The organism is Bacillus sp. A015 (assembly GCF_053851875.1).
The window spans coordinates 43,957-60,615 of record NZ_JBSPZB010000010.1; the positions used below are offsets into that span (position 1 = coordinate 43,957).

Consider the following 16,659-nt stretch of genomic DNA (forward strand, 5'->3'; position numbering starts at 1 on the left):
CTTATGAAACTTCCTTCAATCCTTTTAAGCCTTCTGGTGTTACTTTTTTCTCAAGCCTCATCAATGTAAAATCGATGATGACCGCTAAAATGGTGACTGGGATGGCACCAGCAATAATGTATTCCGGCTGGTATAATTGGAGTCCAATTAAAATATAGTCACCAAGACCGCCTCCACCGATAAACGCAGCAAGTGTTGTCCAGCCAATTAAATAAATCGTTGACGTCCTGACACCCGCCATAATAATCGGCACGGCAAGCGGGAGTTCCACAAGACGAATTTGTTCCCATGTCGTCATGCCGATCCCTTTACCAGATTCAAGCAAGTTTTTGTTCACACCTTGAACTCCGGCATACGTATTTCTTAAAATAGGCAAAACGGAATAGAAAAATAGAGCAACGATCGCAGGTATTTTCCCAACCCCCAAAATAGGAATAAAAAATGCAAGAATCGCTAAACTAGGGAGTGTTTGAAAGATATTCACGACACCGATGACAAAACCTGCACCTTTTTTCATTCGTGTGAGTATCACGCCTAAAGGAACGGCGACAATAATGCCTAGCACGACGGCAATTAAAGAAATATATAAATGCTCCCACATTTTTGTGAGGAGTTCCCCACCATTTTTCTCTAGAAAATCGATGATTTGATCCATGTGTACACCTCCTTAGTTCATTTCAGTGACAGCCGGTGTATCTTCTCCCCAGATGGAGTCGTACACAACATCAACAAGACTTGCACGTGTCACAATGCCTTTTAAATGCCCCTCTGCATCCACAACCGGTACATATTTAATACCGCGTATTAAAATTTTCCGGACGGTGTCTCTTAGAAGTGCGCCTTCTTGTACTGTATAGAACTCTGTATTTAAGATCTCACCAACGAAGGCTGCTTTTCTACGGTTCGCATCGATCGTTTCGATATCGATATAACCTTTTAACACATGATTTTCATCCACAACAAGCAAAGAATCGACCCGCTTTTCTCTCATGATGTAAATGGCATCAGTCAACGTTTTTTCGACTGTAATTGTCACTGGCGACGTGTTCATCATCTGTTCTACACGTTCCATGTTTGGATTTGATTGAAGCAGACGTTCTTTCCCGATGAACTCTTCTACGAACTCATTGGCAGGGTTACGCAGAATATCATCTGGCGTGCCTACTTGGACAATCTCTCCATCCTTTAAAATCACAATTCGGTCAGCGAGTTTGATCGCTTCATCCATGTCATGTGTGACGAATACGATTGTTTTATTTAATGTTTTTTGTAGTTTCTTAAATTCTTCTTGCAGTGAATCTCGTGTAATTGGATCAAGTGCACCAAATGGTTCATCCATGAGGATAAGAGGAGGTTCTGCTGCTAGTGCGCGAAGAACGCCAATTCGCTGCTGCTGTCCTCCACTTAGTTCATGCGGGTAACGTTCTAGATACTCCGGCCCCATATCGACTAGCTTGAGCAGTTCTCGCGCCCGTTCTTTTCGCTTTTCTTCCGGCCATTTTAATAGCTTCGGAACAAGTGAAATGTTTTGTGCAATGGTCATATGGGGGAAAAGTCCAATTTGCTGAATCACATAACCAATTTCTCTTCTTAATTGGACAGCGTCCTTCTTCATAATGTTTTCTCCCTCGATCAAAATGTTTCCTGAGGAAGGTTCAATGAGTCGATTGATCATCTTCATCGTTGTCGTTTTGCCACAGCCGCTCGGTCCAATAAAACAAACAAATTCTCCTTTTGCTATTTCTAAATCAATATGTTTGACAGCTTTTTTTCCGCCTCTATACGTCTTAGATACATTCTCTAGTTTCAGCAAATGAGACACCTCCAATTAGTTGGGTATGTATTTTCAGAAAATTTACACCTTATTAATTATAGTGCAAACTTTGTAAAATAAAAAGTTTACAATATGTTTGTATTGCATAACATTTATTAAAAATTTTCAGTTAACGGGCTGATATGTAGAGATCCCTCCTTTTTCCTTCAAATTACTAGCAAATGCTCAATATTTATTGTTTTCATTAACAAACAGGTATATGATATATTGTGTTACAAATTGTCAGTCGTGAAGGGATGAAGCGGGGAGTGGACAAGCTAGCGTTAGGCGCCATTCAAAAAGCACAGGATCATTATATTGAAAAAGCTGCCGAGAACATGAATGCCTTTGGTCTTTCTTCTACAGTGGGTAGAGTGCTTGGTATCATTCACATGAACCGTAAACCAATGACGCTGGGAGAGCTCTCAGAGGAGACCGGCATGAGCAAAACGAGAATGAGTCAAGTCGTTCGAGAAATGCTCGATTTGAATATTGCGGAAAAGGTTTATGAAAAAGGAATACGTAAAGATCTGTATGACGTTGAGCAAGATCATTACCAGACATTTATTTCATTGTTTGCAGCCAATTGGTCACGAGTGGTCAGCAAAAATCGCAAAGCACATAAGAAAACGTGCAAGGAATTGCTGGAACTGCTTGAACAGGATGACCTACCAGAAGAGATAGAGGATAAAATCAATCTGCTCCTTTCAGAAATTAAAGAAAGTCTTGATTACTATGATTGGATTAGCCGCTTAATTGAATTCTTCGAAAGTGAAGAAGTGTTTAAGCATGTACCAAAACCTTAGAAAAAGCTGTTTTATTTTACATCATTGTAGAAAAAAACAGCTTTTTTATATATACACTTATGACATAAGCATTGGGAACATCCCTTTTAAACCTGCGCCAATCATCTCTACTGCCACGACAGCAAGAATCAATCCCATCAATCGAGTCACGACATTCATCTCTGTTTTCCCCATTTTTCGCATAATGAAACTTGAATAATGAAATGCATAATACATCATGGCAAGAACGATCACAATACCAAAAAGGATCGCAAGTATATGAACCCCTGCCTCACTTCCTGGGGTTAAACTCATCACTGTGGCGATTGTACCGGGGCCTGCAATGATTGGGATCGCCAGCGGGGTAACGGAGACATCTGCCTTCTCTATGCTTTCTGCCTTTTCGTCCGAATGAGGGTTTTGGACATGTGACTCTTTTGCATTCAGTAAATTGTAAGCGATACCAAAAATAAAAATACCTCCAGCGATGCGGAGTGCATGAATATCGATCCCAAACAACTTGAAAATGAGCCTGCCTGCCAGTAGAAAGGCAACCAAAATAATAAATGATACAACAATGGCTTTTTTGGCCGTCTGAGAGCGTTCTTTCTCTGTATAGCCTTCTGTTAAGGTGATAAAAAGAGGCACGTTTCCAATTGGGTTCGACACAGCAAATAGTGACACAACGACATGAATCATAAAGGAAATCAACAGACACCCTCCTTTTTTCATAGTGTCTGCCAAACTGATGTGAATATTCCCTTGATATGTTAAAACCTGTTTGGCTTTAACCGATGTTAATAGAGGTTTAGAGAAAGGGAGATAACACATGAAGAAAACAATCACCATCCTCCTTCTGTCTGTCGCTATTTTAGGCGCAGCTGGCTGGATTGTTTGGCAGGAGCATACAATCACCGCAGCAGCGGAAAAACATCAGCAAGAAACCAAAACGAATGATCAGCAGCTGGTGAAGTTAAAGTCAGAAGGAGCGGATATGAAGCATGAAATCGATGATCAAAAAAAGAAATTGTCCACAGTCACAAAAAAGCTGAAGGAAAAAAAGAAGGCCTATCAAAAAGAAGTCAAACAGCGTAAAGCTCTTGAGGTGGAAATCAATCAGCTTCAAAAGGAGCTGGCAGCAGCGAAAGCAACTGCTCAAACGAATAAGCAGTCAGCACAAGCTGCAAGGAAACCTCACGTCAAAAAAGACCCGAATGTCACACATCATCCTCCCTCTCAGTGGGTGCAGGATCAATACGATTGGGGGGGTCAAACAAGGGTATATTAAAGAATAGAGAGGATGAAATGAAGTGATTCAGATTCGGCCATTGTCTCGTCATCAATCTGTACCTATGGATCTTTTGCTATTAGCTGACCCTTCAAAAGAAAAGATTCTTGCCTATGTACAATCCGGCTCTTGTTATGTCGCCTTTCATGAACAGGACATGATCGGTATCTATGTACTTTCATCACGATCTCAGCACACGGTTGAAATGATGAATGTCGCTGTGAAGGAGTCATGGCAAGGAAAAGGAATTGGGAAACAGCTGATTCATCATGCCATTGCTGAAGCCAAAGCAGCCGGTTTTCACACGATTGAAATCGGCACAGGAAACTCTAGTATTCACCAGCTGGCACTTTATCAAAAATGCGGCTTTCGCCTAACATCCATTGATCATGATTTCTTCCTTAAGCATTATGATGAACCGATCTATGAAAACGGTATTCAGTGCATGGATATGGTACGGCTGTCGCTCGATTTTCAAGCAGACTGACTTCTTGTTCAGCCTGCTTTTTTATGATCTGCGCTTTTTTACGGCATGAATCACATATTGAATCAAGAAGTAGAGCACGGCACCAGCTAGAAAGCAGACCGCACATCCAAAGAGGGTCGCCTCTGAGCTGAATTGATACTTTTCGATTTTCATGATATAAAATGGCATGCCAAACACAGTCGGACTTGATTCAACATGATGGACCTCTAGCAGCAATAAAAATACTGGGGTCATAAACACAGCGAATACATAAAGCATCGCGAGTGTTAAGCCACTAGAAAAAGAATGAAATACTTTGATCATCTATTTCTCTCCTTTCATCTCTTTTAAGCTGGCTGTGATATTTTTCCCGTCTGGGCAGGCTGGATGCAGCATCACAGTGTTCAGTAAAGAAAAAAGCAGCAATTGATGACTCAATGGATGCTTCCACATGAAAAAAAGAACACTAGAGCAGATCACCGGAAACAATGGACCTGCAAGTGCCACCATCACATTGAAGCTCGGCCGGGCAAATTTTTCATGGACGATCGACACGTGCTTCCAATCGATCATCACCACAAAATCAAAAAGTGGTCTATTTTCGATTTTGTTACACACCATGACCATCAGCATATGACCGAGTTCATGAATGAGCACAACCGCTATCAAACTAATCAAAAGCTCTATCATCGCAAGATTGGCCTTTTTAACATGGCAGCATATATACAACTGAAAAATGTAAGGGAACCAATCATATAGGCAGTTGCAAGAAGCTGTGGATCGGATGAAAGCCACTCTAATAAAAGCATATCTAAGAAACTGAACACAGCAATCATCATCAGGATCACAAACATTTTATTAAAATCATTAATTTTCACTACAAACCCTACACATGCCGCCATGACGGTGATCAATAAAATGGACAAACTCGCCAAAACGTGACCTTCACTTTCAATACCCATCACCAAATAAGTAAGCCCAATATACACAAAATATATGAGCAAATTGATCGCGTAATAAAATAAAATTCTCGACAATAAATAAGCGCCCTTTGATGTATTCAACATAAAGATGGCTCGATGATTCATATGATATTCCCTGCCAATCATCAGCGGAAGCATGATCAAGATCTCTTTTAACGCAAACTGCACAATAAAAGCATACAGCCAGCCAGTTTCTGCCGGAGAAAAAACAAATGGCAGCCCCACCGTCAAGCAAACAAGAAATAGAAACAGAATACCCTGTTCTTTAAAAACAGCTGATCGGCTGAAATAAACAAATTCCTGCCGCAGATGAGTCAGAAATGAAGAATCCGTTCTGATTTTTTGGTAAGAAAACGACTTCACTTCTACTTTCAGCTGCAAAAACATCCGATTGACATAACAAGCCGATAAACCCTTCAGCCAAAGCCATCCAGCACATAGTAAGATCAGCTGAAACACCAGATAGACTGACGGCCATACATGGATTATCTCAACCGCTTTTTGAAAAAGAAGAAACATCAAAGCGCTTAGTATCACAAATCCGATCGTTTGCAGAAGCAAATGCTCTTTTGTTTTGGATATGAAGCGGCTCACACCAATTCGCATCAGCATCCAAGAAACGAGCACATACAGCGCCAGTACACAGCAAGTGACACATACAACAATGATCCAATACATAGAGAGTGTAACACCGCTAATGAAAAGCCCTAACACGATTGGTAAAAAAAGAAGGCCAAGGATAATGAAGCAAAACAGCACCGGAAAGAAATATACACACAGGACAAATGACACACTTTGAATTGCACTATTTAGAAAGAAAAATTGGTATTCTTGACGCTTCATTTTATTACGGGAAAAGACAATTCCTGCACACAAAAGCAGAAGTGCCATTTTGACAAATTGGAGGTATAGAGCAGAAGGTTCACTTTCCCCTGTCTGCATGAAAAAGCGCAGGCTCATGACGACGTACATAGCATACATCAGCAAGAAAAAAGCGGCTGCTGCGAGAAGCTGCAAAGGATATTTTTTGCCGAGCTGCTTTCCTTTCGTAGTCAGCATACCCCATTCTATTTTATGAAGAACGCGTTGAGTCCAAATCATTGAGCAACCTCTCCACCTGCATATAGTAATCTCGATTCACTTCTTTATAAATGTCCTCAAGTGCCTGATGAGGAAATGTCTGACTTGCTTCTTGACGAGACATATCCAGCTTTACGTCACCATTTCTTAAGATCATGAGGTGATCATACAATGTCTCACCAAAGCTCAAATGATGGGTTGAAATAAGGATACCAGCGCCTTGATCTCTCAGCTTCATGAGCACCTTTCTTAAGATGATCATCATATCTGGATCAAGTCCATTCGTTGGCTCGTCGAACACAAAATAATCACAAGGCCTGAGGAGCTGTGAAATGATCTGAGTTTTCTTTTGATTGCCATGGGACAGCTGAGCGATTGGCTGATCCATATACGGACTCAGCTCAAAAAGATCGATGAATGTCTCGTCTCGCGCGATATCTTGCTTATTTGGCAGCTGAAGTAAATGAAAATATTCTCTCGGCGTTAAATAATCGAACAAAGCATGGTCGTCAGGAATATAGGAAACATGTTCTTTCAAAAGGGATATGTGAGCTGAGTATTGGAAGTTGAGCTGTTCACCATTTAAGGATACGTGCCCTGTAAATGGCGTCAGCCCAAACATGGATTGGATCATCGTTGTCTTTCCTGCACCATTATGCCCCAAAAGAAGCATCATGCGTCCTTTCTCCACATTCATCTGAATATTGCGGAGAGAGAAGGTACGGCTATACGTTTTTTCTTTTAATTGTAATGTCAGCATCATGTCCCTCCGTTTGTTTCAGATAGAACAGATGACTTTGCATCTGTTCTCATCACCTGTTAAAAACCGCATTTGATTTTAATGTACATGCCTAAAAACTTAAACTCTCCTAAAAATTTAGAGCCTTTTCCAAATGTTCTGCATGCCCAAATCAATGCTGCAACTGTCACAATGCCTAAAATAACGGCAAGGACATAAATCCAAAATGCATTTTTCTGTACGTTCTTAGAAGTCAGAATTCGTTGCTTCCTTTCATCATAGGCCGCCAATAGATGAAGTATATACATATACACACCTACTGGAAAACGAAGGCTAAAAGGATTCAGCATCTCATCACCCCCTAATATATGTAAAATGATACCATCACCTTGCAGAAAGCATAAGTTCATTTCAGCTCATATTTTTAGTAGAGTTTTCATGATCTATTTCTTATAAATTGGGGTCCTGCTGACTTCATCTCTGACAGAAGGATGATTTTTTACAAAAATAGGATGTGACTATTGAAACAGCTTTGAGGCCTCGTTCAACAAAAAAACGCTGCGGCCCGCTCTCATAAAAGAGCGGTACGCAGCGCGTTGTTTTACATTATTTATTCAAGTTATAGAAAGTTGCAATACCGTGGTATTGTGCTGTTTCAGCCAATTGATCTTCGATGCGAAGTAATTGGTTGTATTTCGCCACACGGTCCGTACGAGACGGAGCACCTGTTTTGATTTGTCCAGCGTTTGTTGCAACTGCGATGTCCGCAATTGTGCTGTCTTCTGTTTCACCAGAACGGTGAGAGATCACAGCTGTGTATCCTGCACGTTTTGCCATTTCGATTGCATCAAATGTTTCAGTCAATGTACCGATTTGGTTTACTTTGATCAGGATTGAGTTACCGACACCATTTTTGATACCTTCAGAAAGTTTCTTCGTATTTGTTACGAATAAGTCGTCTCCTACTAGCTGAACCTTGCTGCCAAGGCGCTCAGTTAATAGTTTGTGACCTTCCCAGTCGTTTTCATCAAGGCCGTCTTCGATTGAGATGATTGGGTATTTCGATACCATATCTTCATACCAGTCAACCATTTCAGCTGATGTTTTTACAACACCTTCGCCTGATAAATGATATTTACCGTCTTCTTTGTTATAGAACTCAGAAGATGCAGCATCCATTGCAAGTTTCACTTCTTCACCTGGTTTGAAGCCAGCTTTTTCAATCGCTTCCACGATTGTTTGAAGTGCTTCTTCGTTAGAACCAAGGTTTGGAGCGAATCCACCTTCGTCACCTACAGCTGTGTTTAAGCCTTTTGCGCTTAATACAGATTTCAGGCTATGGAAGATTTGTGCGCCCATACGAAGTGCTTCACGGAAGTTCGGTGCACCTACAGGCATAATCATGAATTCTTGAATGTCTACGTTGTTATCCGCATGCTCTCCGCCATTGACGATATTCATCATTGGCACTGGAAGCGTTTTGGAGTTGAATCCACCAAGGTATTGGTAAAGTGGAATTTGTAAGAAATCAGCAGCCGCACGTGCTACAGCGATAGATACGCCAAGAATTGCGTTTGCGCCTAATTTCCCTTTGTTTTCTGTTCCATCAAGTTCGATTAACATTTTGTCAATCGCTACTTGTTCTGTTACATCAAAGCCTAAAAGCTCTGGTGCAATGATTTCGTTTACGTTGTTTACAGCTGTAAGAACACCTTTTCCAAGGTAACGGTCTTTATCTCCGTCACGTAGTTCTACTGCTTCATATTCACCAGTAGAAGCACCACTTGGAACTAATGCACGGCCAAAGCCGCCAGATTCTGTGTAAACTTCTACTTCAACTGTTGGATTACCGCGAGAGTCTAATACTTCGCGTGCATATACGTCAACAATGTATGGCATGATTATTTCGCTCCTTTTGAATCAATTTTGTTATTTTTGAATCAATGATGTTCCTGTCATCTCTTTTGGTTTTTCAAGACCAAGTAAGTCTAAAAGCGTTGGAGATAGATCAGCTAAAATGCCGCCTTCTCTAAGCGTCGCACCTTTTTTCGTTACGATGACTGGAACAGGGTTTGTCGTATGTGCAGTATGCGGTTTTCCTTCTTCGGTAATCAGCACGTCTGCGTTACCGTGGTCTGCCGTGATGATGGCATGTCCGCCTTTAGCTAGGATTGCGTCGACAACAGCTCCTAAGCACTCATCTACTGCTTCAATTGCTTTAATGGTTGGCTCGAGCATCCCTGAATGACCAACCATATCCGGGTTCGCAAAGTTTAGAATGATCGCATCATGCTTGTCGGCATTGATGTCTTCAACAAGTGCATCCTTCACCTCGTAAGCGCTCATTTCCGGCTTTAGGTCATAGGTTGCAACATTTGGTGAATTGATCAAGATGCGGTCTTCACCAGGAAATTCTTCTTCACGTCCACCACTCATAAAGAACGTGACATGAGGATATTTCTCTGTTTCAGCAATCCGCAGCTGTTTCAATCCATTTTGAGAAATCACTTCTCCTACTGTGTTATCCAAATTCACTGGTTTGAAGGCCACATAGCCATCAACCGTTTCACTGAAGTGTGTGAAGCAGACGAAGTGTAAATGCTTCGGATGTGCTTCTCCGCGGTCAAACGAGCGGAAATCTTCATTTGTGAATGTGTTCGAAATTTGGATTGCACGGTCTGGACGGAAGTTATAGAAAATCACAGAGTCGCCGTCGTTTACTTTTGCAACAGGTTCACCATTTTCTCTTGTCATGACAGATGGAATAACGAATTCATCGTAGATTCCATTTTCATATGAGTCATCAACGACATCATAGATGTTTTGATAACTTGGGCCTTCACCATACGCCATCGCGCGATACGCTTTTTCCACACGATCCCAGCGTTTGTCACGGTCCATTGAGTAGTAGCGTCCAGAAAGTGTTGCAATTTCACCGACACCAATTTCTTTGATTTGTTCTTCAAGCTGTTTTAAGTACACTTTGGCTGTCTTCTGACCAACATCACGTCCGTCCAAGAAGCCATGAATGTATACCTTTGTTAAGCCTTCTTTTTTCGCTAGTTTCAGCAGGGCAAATAGATGCTGGATGTGACTGTGCACACCGCCATCTGACAATAGACCAAATAAATGAAGGGCCTTGTCATTCTCTTTTGCATATGTCATTGCCTCTATGAACGTTTCGTTTTTCTCAAATTCCCCATCACGAATGGCAACATTCACTCTTGTTAAGCTTTGATACACAATACGTCCTGCACCGATGTTCAAATGCCCAACTTCAGAGTTTCCCATTTGACCTTGCGGGAGACCCACTGCCTCACCTGATGCCGTTAAAGTTTGATGCGGGAATTCGTTCCAGTAGCGGTCAAAGTTCGGTTTCTTTGCTTGTGCAACAGCATTTCCGACTGTTTCGCCTCTTAAACCGAACCCGTCTAAGATGATTAATGCAGCTGGTTTCTTACTCATATTGACCTTCCTCCAATAATTGAACGAAAGACTGAGGTTCTAGGCTTGCGCCACCAACCAAAGCACCGTCAATATCGGATTCTGCCATATATTCTTTAATGTTCGCCGGCTTCACGCTTCCGCCATATTGAATGCGAAGGCTGTCTGCCGCTTCTTGACCAAATTCGCTTGCAACGGTTTGGCGGATGTGTGCACAAACATCGTTTGCATCTTTCGCTGTAGAAGATTTACCTGTACCGATGGCCCAAATTGGCTCATACGCAATAACAGATTCAGCCACTTGCTGCTTCGTTAAACCAGCTAGTGCTTTCTTCACTTGATCAGCGACAAGTTCATTTGTTTTGCCTGCTTCACGCTCTTCAAGCGTTTCACCTACACAGATAATTGGAACGATGCCATGCTTGAATGCTGCATGTGCTTTTTTGTTCACTGTTTCATCTGTTTCAGCGAAGAATTCGCGGCGCTCTGAATGTCCAATCACTGAGTAGCCGATGCCAAGGTCTGTTAGAGCAGCAGGGCTGATTTCACCAGTGAATGCACCATTTTCTTCAAAGTGCATATTTTGCGCACCAATTTTAAGGTCTGTTCCGTTTGAAAGGCTGTTTAGCTTTTCTAGGAAAAGTGCTGGCGCACAGACAATGGATTCCACTTTGTCAGGAGATGGAATAGATGACTTGACTTCTTCAACGAAGCTAACCGCTTCGCCAAGTGTTTTGTTCATTTTCCAGTTCCCAGCTATAATTGGTTTTCTCATGATTGACACTTCCTTATAGCAGTTTTGTCTTATTTATCGTTTAATGCAGTAACACCTGGAAGCTCTTTGCCTTCCATGAACTCAAGTGAAGCGCCGCCGCCTGTCGAAATATGGCTCATCTGATCGGCAAGACCAAATTTCTCAACAGCTGCTGCTGAGTCTCCACCGCCAATGACAGAATATGTATCTTTTGCTTCTGCCAGTGCTTCTGCGATTGCTTTTGTTCCTTTGGCGAATGCATCGATTTCAAATACACCCATTGGTCCGTTCCAGACAACAAGTTTGCTCTTTTTAATCACGTCAGCATACTTGTCTCTTGTCTCTGTCCCAATATCAAGTGCTTCTAGATCACTTGGAATTTCAGAGATTGGCACAATGCTTGTATTCGCATCATTTGAAAAGTCGTCGGCTACTAGAACATCTGTTGGAATCAGGAAGTTCACGCCTTTTTCTTTTGCACGGTCCATAAAGGATTTCGCTAAATCTACTTTGTCTTCTTCTAATAGAGATTTCCCTACTTCGTGGCCGAGTGCTTTCACAAATGTATAAGCAAGTCCACCGCCGATGATCAGGTTGTCCACTTTATCAAGAAGACTTTCAATGACACCGATTTTATCCTTTACTTTTGCGCCACCGATAATCGCTGTAAATGGGCGATCAGGGTTTGAAACAGCTTTTCCTAAAACCTCAAGTTCTTTTTGCATGAGGAAGCCCGAAACAGCCGGAAGATATGCTGCAATACCAGCTGTCGATGCATGTGCACGGTGTGCAGCACCAAACGCATCATTGACATACACATCCGCTAAATCAGCAAACGCTTTTGATAATTCAGGATCGTTCTTTTCTTCACCAGGATAGAAACGAACGTTTTCAAGCACTAGCACGTCTCCTTCTTTTAAGTCAGAGATTTGCTTTTTCACGTTGTCGCCGTAAGCTTCATCCGCTTTTTTCACTTCTTGTCCAAGAAGCTCTTGCAGACGCTTAGCCACAGGTGTCAGACGCAGTTCTTCAGTAACTTGACCCTTCGGACGACCCAAATGACTAGCTAGCAGTACCTTTGCGCCTTGTCCTGTTAAATACTCAATCGTTGGTAATGCTGCGCGAATACGAGTATCATCCGTCACTTTTCCGTCTTTCATTGGAACGTTAAAATCTACGCGGCAGAACACAACTTTACCTTTTACGTCAATGTCTTTTACTGATTTCTTATTCATGCTCGTCAGGAGATCCTCCTTTATTCTGGTTTCCTTACGCATTGGACAAGTCTCTCTTTATCCTTTTCCCATTTTGCCCTCATCAAAACAAGAAATCGTGCAGAACGGATAAAAGAAGAGAAAAAGGGAAAGGGATGCTTCCCCTTCCCTTGTCCGTCTTCATTATATCGTGTCTCTAGGAAAGAACCAAGTGAGTTCCTTCAGCGTGAGAAATTAAAGACCTTGTTTTGCAATGTAAGCTGCAAGGTCAACTACGCGGTGAGAATATCCACTCTCGTTATCGTACCAAGAGATGACTTTCACCATGCTGCCTTCCATGACCATTGTAGAAAGAGCATCAATTGTAGAAGAGTTTGCATTACCATTGTAGTCACCAGATACTAATGGCTCTTCGCTGTAGCCAAGGATTCCGTTAAGTTCTCCTTCAGCTGCTTCTTTAAGTGCTGCATTTACGTCTTCAGCTGTTACATCTTGGTTTAATTCAGCAACAAGGTCAACTAAAGAAACGTTAGGTGTTGGAACACGCATTGCGCCACCGTTTAATTTGCCTTTTAGTTCAGGCAATACAAGTGAAACGGCTTTCGCAGCACCTGTAGAAGTTGGGATGATGTTTTCCGCAGCTGCACGAGCACGACGGTAGTCTTTGTGCGGAAGATCAAGAATTTGCTGGTCATTTGTGTATGAGTGAACAGTTGTCATCATACCGCGTTTAATACCAAATTTATCGTTAAGTACTTTTGCAAATGGAGCTAAGCAGTTAGTCGTACAAGATGCATTAGAGATGACATCGTGGCTAGCTGCATCGTATTTGTCTTCGTTTACACCCATAACGATTGTGATATCTTCTTCGTTAGCAGGAGCAGAGATGATGACTTTTTTAGCGCCAGCTTCTAAGTGTTTTGCAGCGTCTGCACGCTTAGTGAAGAACCCAGTAGATTCAACAACGATTTCTACGCCTTGTTTACCCCAGCTTAATTTTGCAGGGTCACGCTCAGCTGATACTTCGATTGTTTTACCGTTCACTACTAAGTTTGTACCGTCTACAGAAACCTCTGCATCTAGTTTTCCGTGAACAGAGTCATATTGTAAAAGGTGTGCAAGCATGTTAGCGTCTGTTAGATCGTTAACCGCTACTACCTCCACTTCAGGATTGTTTAATGCTGCACGAAATACGTTACGTCCAATACGTCCAAATCCGTTAATACCGACTTTTACTGCCATGATGTTTCCTCCTTTTATAGGTAACAGAATGTTTTATATTGAGGGATCAATTGACTCCCTTAATAACTCTTTTGCGGCTCCTTCGTCTGTGACAAGAACCGTTCGGCGGGGTTTTTTGAAATAAGCTTCAATGGCCCCGGCCTTTGATGATCCACCTGCAACAGCAATGATGTGCGGAATGCTTTCTAGATCATCTAGCTGCATGCCGACGGAGTGAACTTTGTGTACGACCTCACCATCACGATTAAAGTAATAGCCAAAGGCCTCTGTCACTGCGTCATGCTCATCAATCTTTTTTAAATCTTCAGCTGGTGTATTTCGTCTCATCGCCATTGTTTTTGCTTCACCGATTCCATGAATGAGCATCGTGGATGATTTAATCGTTTGAAGCACTTCTTTGACTGACGGCTCTTCGATAATCGAAGAGTAAGCACCTTCTGACAGCTGCCCTGGAACAAACAGCAGCTTGTAAGTACCGGAAGCTTTTTCAGCCATGTGGGCACAAATGGTGTTTGCCTGATTTTTCACATTCTCCCCAAGACCGCCTCTCGCAGGGACAAACATCATGTCGCGATTTTTGGCATCAGGGGTCATCATTTCGGCAACGGCTTCCATCGTCGTTCCGCCAGTGACGGCGACGATATTATTTCCTGTAAACCTTTTTTTCATACATTGGACAGCAGCTCTTCCCATTTCTTGCTTCACCCACGAGGATTCGTCACTGTCACCAGAAACGATGATCACTTCTTCTAGGCCTAACTTTCTCTTTAATGTATTTTCCAAAAAGGTTAAACCTAAAACGTCCTTCATCATTCCTTCAAGCATGTCTAGCAAAGCATGACCCTCACTCGTCAGCATCATACCGCTCGTTTTGACATCCAGCAGGTTTTGTTCTTTTAAGAACTGAACTTCAGCCCTTAAGATGCGCTCACTGAGCCCAAGACTCGTCGCAAGGCTTCTGCGGCCAATTGGTTCAGCTAACCTGATGTACTGCAAAATGTCGTAGCGTTTTTGCATAACTGTGAGAAGATCTGGCAATAATTTTTTTTGAGCTTCCAATAAACGATTCATGGCTAACGACCCTTTCTTTTCACGCTGGACTCAAAACGTCCCACTGTGACAAAAAACGTCCCGCCACAGCCAAAAAAAATCAATCCCTGCTTTCTTTAATTATTTTAACAGGATCATCTTGCATTTTCAACTCTTACAAACACATTTAGACAAAAAATAGACACATTTTCGCCGATAACCTGCTTGTCATCAAGGTTCTTTCTTGCTATGTAAATATTTATTTTTCTTTTATATATAATGAATTTGTCATTAAAAAGGTGCAGGCTGATGCATCAGCCTGCTTAAGATATCGGCCTTTCCTCTTCGGCAAACCGTTTTGCATCTTCCTTCGGTTTGATTTTGAGATAATAAATGATGTAGCAAACGGCCATGAACGGAACACCGCAATAAAGACCAATTCGCTGATCCTCAATAAAGAATAAACTGATGAGGACGATGCCAAATGCGATAAAGCCTGCCAATGGCACAAATGGATATAACGGTGTACGAAAGACGAGATCCTTTACATCTCCACCCGCTTTTATGAAGTGTCTTCTAAAAAAATACTGAGATAAACAAATGGACATCCAGACAACAACAAGGACCATACCTGAAATCGAAATGAGCCAGACATACACCGTTTTTGGTGCCACAACACTTGTGAGCAAAGATAGAGCGGATATGCCCATTGTCACCAATAGTGCATTGATCGGAATTTTACGCTTGGACAATTTTTTTGTGAAGTTAGGTCCTTTCCCGTCTTTCGATAGTGCCCATAGCATACGTGATGATGCATATAATCCAGAGTTTGCTACAGATAAGACGGCTGTGATGATAATAAAATTCATGATATCTGCGGCGTATGGTATGCCGACCTTGTCCAGCACCACAACAAACGGACTGTCGACTGCGCCGGCTGCCTGCCAAGGAAGAAGTGCGGCAAGAACCGCAATAGATAAGACGAAAAAGACCATCGTTCTCCAAATAATATTCCGTATGGATCGAGGCAATGTTTTTTCAGGGCTTTCACTCTCTCCTGCTGCGATCCCTACAAGCTCTGTTCCTTGAAAGGAGAAATTGACCGTGACCATGGTTAATAAAATAGCAAAAACACCATTAGGAAAAAGTCCGCCATGATCCGTCAAATGACGAAATAGAGGGGCTGGTTCCCCGTCTTTCAGATGAATCATTCCGAAAATTGCGCCAATTCCAATGATAATGAACAATAAGATGGCAGCGACCTTGATGGCCGAAAACCAAAACTCCGTTTCAGCGAAGCTGCGTGCTGAGATGGCATTAATGGCAAATAAAATCACACTAAATGCAAGACACCAAAGCCAAACAGGGATATCTGGGAACCACCTTTGGAGTAAAATACCTGCCGACGTAAACTCAAGTCCAATCGTACACGCCCAGCTAAACCAATAAAGCCAGCCGATCATAAAGCCTGTGGACGGACCAATATATTTGGTCGCATACTCTTGAAAGGACCCGGCTGTCGGCATTGCCACTGCTAATTCACCAAGACACAGCATCACCAAATACATTAACAGTCCGCCAATGATAAACGAAAGAATGGCTCCTCCAGGTCCTGCCTGGTGGATAATGAGTCCTGACCCAAGGAAAAGACCTGTACCGATGACGCCGCCTAAGGCAATCATAAAGAGATGTCTGCTTTTCATGGAACGCTCTAGTTCATTATGCTGATCTTGCTTCAAATCCGCTTCCCCACTTTCACTCTTCTATTCATCATCCTTTGACAAAATTCGCCGCTCGTTGAAAGAGAAAGGGAGAATGTGCA

18 protein-coding genes are annotated in these 16,659 nt (G+C 42.2%); 3 read left to right on the forward strand and 15 right to left on the reverse strand.

Annotation, left to right across the window (positions count from 1 at the left end; translation table 11 throughout):
- Nucleotide 1: 1 nt before the first annotated feature.
- Nucleotides 2-655: an ABC transporter permease gene (locus ACSLGF_RS10485; protein ID WP_099727922.1), complete on the reverse strand. Its 654-nt coding sequence runs from the start codon at nt 653-655 to the stop codon at nt 2-4.
- 12 nt (nt 656-667) lie between these two features.
- Nucleotides 668-1,813 (reverse strand): betaine/proline/choline family ABC transporter ATP-binding protein, encoded by a 1,146-nt coding sequence (locus tag ACSLGF_RS10490; protein WP_099727923.1) that lies wholly within the window; start codon nt 1,811-1,813, stop codon nt 668-670.
- A gap of 269 nt (nt 1,814-2,082) precedes the next feature.
- Between ACSLGF_RS10490 and ACSLGF_RS10495 the strand changes: the two genes are divergently transcribed.
- Nucleotides 2,083-2,619, forward strand: coding sequence for a GbsR/MarR family transcriptional regulator (locus ACSLGF_RS10495; protein WP_456005094.1), 537 nt, complete (start codon nt 2,083-2,085; stop codon nt 2,617-2,619).
- Between the two features lie 57 nt (nt 2,620-2,676).
- Here ACSLGF_RS10495 and ACSLGF_RS10500 read toward each other — a convergent pair whose 3' ends face one another.
- Nucleotides 2,677-3,330, reverse strand: a complete 654-nt coding sequence (locus ACSLGF_RS10500; protein ID WP_456005097.1) for a MarC family protein — start codon at nt 3,328-3,330, stop codon at nt 2,677-2,679.
- Nucleotides 3,331-3,427: 97 nt separating this feature from the next.
- On the opposite strand from ACSLGF_RS10500, the gene ACSLGF_RS10505 reads away from it, so the two are divergent.
- Both ACSLGF_RS10505 and ACSLGF_RS10510 read left to right on the forward strand, forming a co-directional pair.
- Nucleotides 3,428-3,886 carry a hypothetical protein gene (locus ACSLGF_RS10505; protein WP_456005100.1) on the forward strand — a complete coding sequence of 153 codons (459 nt, stop codon included), beginning with the start codon at nt 3,428-3,430 and terminating at the stop codon, nt 3,884-3,886.
- A 22-nt stretch (nt 3,887-3,908) separates the two neighbouring features.
- Nucleotides 3,909-4,373, forward strand: coding sequence for a GNAT family N-acetyltransferase (locus ACSLGF_RS10510; RefSeq protein ID WP_456005102.1), 465 nt, complete (start codon nt 3,909-3,911; stop codon nt 4,371-4,373).
- Nucleotides 4,374-4,394: 21 nt separating this feature from the next.
- Here ACSLGF_RS10510 and ACSLGF_RS10515 read toward each other — a convergent pair whose 3' ends face one another.
- From ACSLGF_RS10515 to ACSLGF_RS10570, 12 genes are all read right to left on the reverse strand, one after another.
- Nucleotides 4,395-4,676 carry a hypothetical protein gene (locus tag ACSLGF_RS10515; RefSeq protein WP_456005104.1) on the reverse strand — a complete coding sequence of 94 codons (282 nt, stop codon included), beginning with the start codon at nt 4,674-4,676 and terminating at the stop codon, nt 4,395-4,397.
- Entirely contained in the window at nt 4,677-5,042 is a 366-nt protein-coding gene (locus tag ACSLGF_RS10520) for a hypothetical protein (RefSeq protein ID WP_456005106.1), read from the reverse strand.
- Complete coding sequence (locus ACSLGF_RS10525; protein WP_456005109.1) at nt 5,039-6,436, reverse strand: hypothetical protein; 1,398 nt, start codon at nt 6,434-6,436, stop codon at nt 5,039-5,041. Before ACSLGF_RS10525 ends, ACSLGF_RS10520 begins: the two co-directional genes overlap by 4 nt.
- Nucleotides 6,408-7,175, reverse strand: a complete 768-nt coding sequence (locus ACSLGF_RS10530) for an ATP-binding cassette domain-containing protein (RefSeq protein WP_456005112.1) — start codon at nt 7,173-7,175, stop codon at nt 6,408-6,410. Before ACSLGF_RS10530 ends, ACSLGF_RS10525 begins: the two co-directional genes overlap by 29 nt.
- Nucleotides 7,176-7,234: 59 nt before the next feature.
- Nucleotides 7,235-7,504 (reverse strand): hypothetical protein, encoded by a 270-nt coding sequence (locus tag ACSLGF_RS10535; RefSeq protein WP_456005114.1) that lies wholly within the window; start codon nt 7,502-7,504, stop codon nt 7,235-7,237.
- Nucleotides 7,505-7,760: 256 nt separating this feature from the next.
- Entirely contained in the window at nt 7,761-9,053 is a 1,293-nt protein-coding gene (gene eno / locus ACSLGF_RS10540) for a phosphopyruvate hydratase (protein WP_003212752.1), read from the reverse strand.
- Between the two features lie 30 nt (nt 9,054-9,083).
- A complete protein-coding gene (gpmI, locus tag ACSLGF_RS10545; protein WP_456005117.1) occupies nt 9,084-10,619 on the reverse strand; it encodes a 2,3-bisphosphoglycerate-independent phosphoglycerate mutase in 1,536 nt (511 codons plus the stop codon).
- Nucleotides 10,612-11,373, reverse strand: a complete 762-nt coding sequence (gene tpiA, locus ACSLGF_RS10550) for a triose-phosphate isomerase (protein ID WP_105926908.1) — start codon at nt 11,371-11,373, stop codon at nt 10,612-10,614. Before tpiA ends, gpmI begins: the two co-directional genes overlap by 8 nt.
- Nucleotides 11,374-11,402: 29 nt before the next feature.
- Nucleotides 11,403-12,587: a phosphoglycerate kinase gene (locus ACSLGF_RS10555; RefSeq protein ID WP_456005119.1), complete on the reverse strand. Its 1,185-nt coding sequence runs from the start codon at nt 12,585-12,587 to the stop codon at nt 11,403-11,405.
- Between the two features lie 213 nt (nt 12,588-12,800).
- On the reverse strand, nt 12,801-13,808 hold the full coding sequence (gene gap / locus ACSLGF_RS10560) for a type I glyceraldehyde-3-phosphate dehydrogenase (RefSeq protein ID WP_012011304.1): 1,008 nt from the start codon (nt 13,806-13,808) through the stop codon (nt 12,801-12,803).
- A gap of 33 nt (nt 13,809-13,841) precedes the next feature.
- A complete protein-coding gene (locus ACSLGF_RS10565) occupies nt 13,842-14,879 on the reverse strand; it encodes a sugar-binding transcriptional regulator (protein ID WP_456005122.1) in 1,038 nt (345 codons plus the stop codon).
- 281 nt (nt 14,880-15,160) lie between these two features.
- Nucleotides 15,161-16,540 (reverse strand): amino acid permease, encoded by a 1,380-nt coding sequence (locus ACSLGF_RS10570; protein ID WP_456005250.1) that lies wholly within the window; start codon nt 16,538-16,540, stop codon nt 15,161-15,163.
- Nucleotides 16,541-16,659: the final 119 nt, after the last annotated feature.